Source organism: Streptococcus sp., from assembly GCF_032481935.1.
In the GTDB taxonomy this organism is placed as follows: Bacteria; Bacillota; Bacilli; order Lactobacillales; family Streptococcaceae; genus Streptococcus.
Genome location: NZ_JAWERU010000096.1, coordinates 1 through 1,139, shown reverse-complemented (window position 1 = coordinate 1,139; position 1,139 = coordinate 1). Strand labels below are relative to the sequence as shown.

General features: G+C 39.2%; 1 protein-coding gene. It reads right to left on the bottom strand.

What is annotated here, in order from left to right:
• Nucleotides 1–1,139, bottom strand: a 1,139-nt coding sequence (locus tag E7C97_RS09500; RefSeq protein ID WP_316109077.1) for a heavy metal translocating P-type ATPase, incomplete at both ends; no start/stop codon positions are given.

The window sequence follows — 1,139 nt, the reverse complement described above, 5'->3', positions numbered from 1 at the left end:
AATCCAACTCTTGGAAGAAATCCAAGCGATTATCTAACAATAAGATATCACTCATCTGCTTAGAAATATCTGCACTCTCATTCATCACCACACCGATATCTGATAGGGTTAGAGCCGCTGAGTCATTCAATCCATCTCCAACCATCAAAATAGTGTGACCTGCTTTCTGCAGTTCCTCTACTAACTCAAATTTCCCATCAGGTTTCAAGTCTGTATAGACCTGATCAAAGGGCAAATCTTTGACTAATTCCTCTGTCCTAACCAGGGTGTCCCCTGTTGCCAGAATCAATTTTTTCCCTTGTGCCTTAAGTTTCTCCAAGGCTGCTTTTGCTTCTTTTCTCAAAGGAGTATGAATACAGAACATTCCAATCAATTCATTCTGGTAGGCTAAGAATAAGAGATTGTAGTGACTCTTGTACTCTTCAATTAAAGCATTTTGTTCTGAACTGATATGAATCTGCTCATCCTGCATCAAGACATAATTCCCAATAAGAACTGGTTGGCCATCTATATGAGATTTGATCCCCTTACTTGCGATATATTGGAGTTTCCCATGCATTTCCTCATGTTCAATTCCCTCTATCTCGGCTTGCTTGACGATGGCATTAGCAATAGGATGATAAATGTGTTCCTCAAGACAGGCACTGATTCTGAGAATATCTTCCTCACTATTGTCTCCAAAAGGTAACACCTTTTCAACTATCGGATAGCTAGTTGTGATTGTTCCCGTCTTATCAAATAAGAAAGTATCAACTTCCAGATATTTCTCCAGAACAGCCCCATCCTTAATCACCATTTCACGGTTCAACCCCTCCTTGATAGCTGTCAAATAAGCTACAGGAGTAGAGATTTTCAAAGCGCAGGAGAAATCGACCAATAGGAAAGAAATAGCCTTAGAAAAAGAACCTGTTAATAGGTAAGTCAGACCAGCCCCCAAGAAATTATATTTGACGACCTTATCCGCCATTTTGATGAAATAGCGTTGTTTCGTTTTCTTGTTTTCTTCAGATTTCTTCATCAACTCAATCAGTTGTAAAATCCGGCTGTTCATCTGATTATCGGTTACACGAATGCGTAACTCTCCAGTTTCTAATACTGTATTTGCACAAACCAAATCAGACTCTCTTTTTTCAACTGGA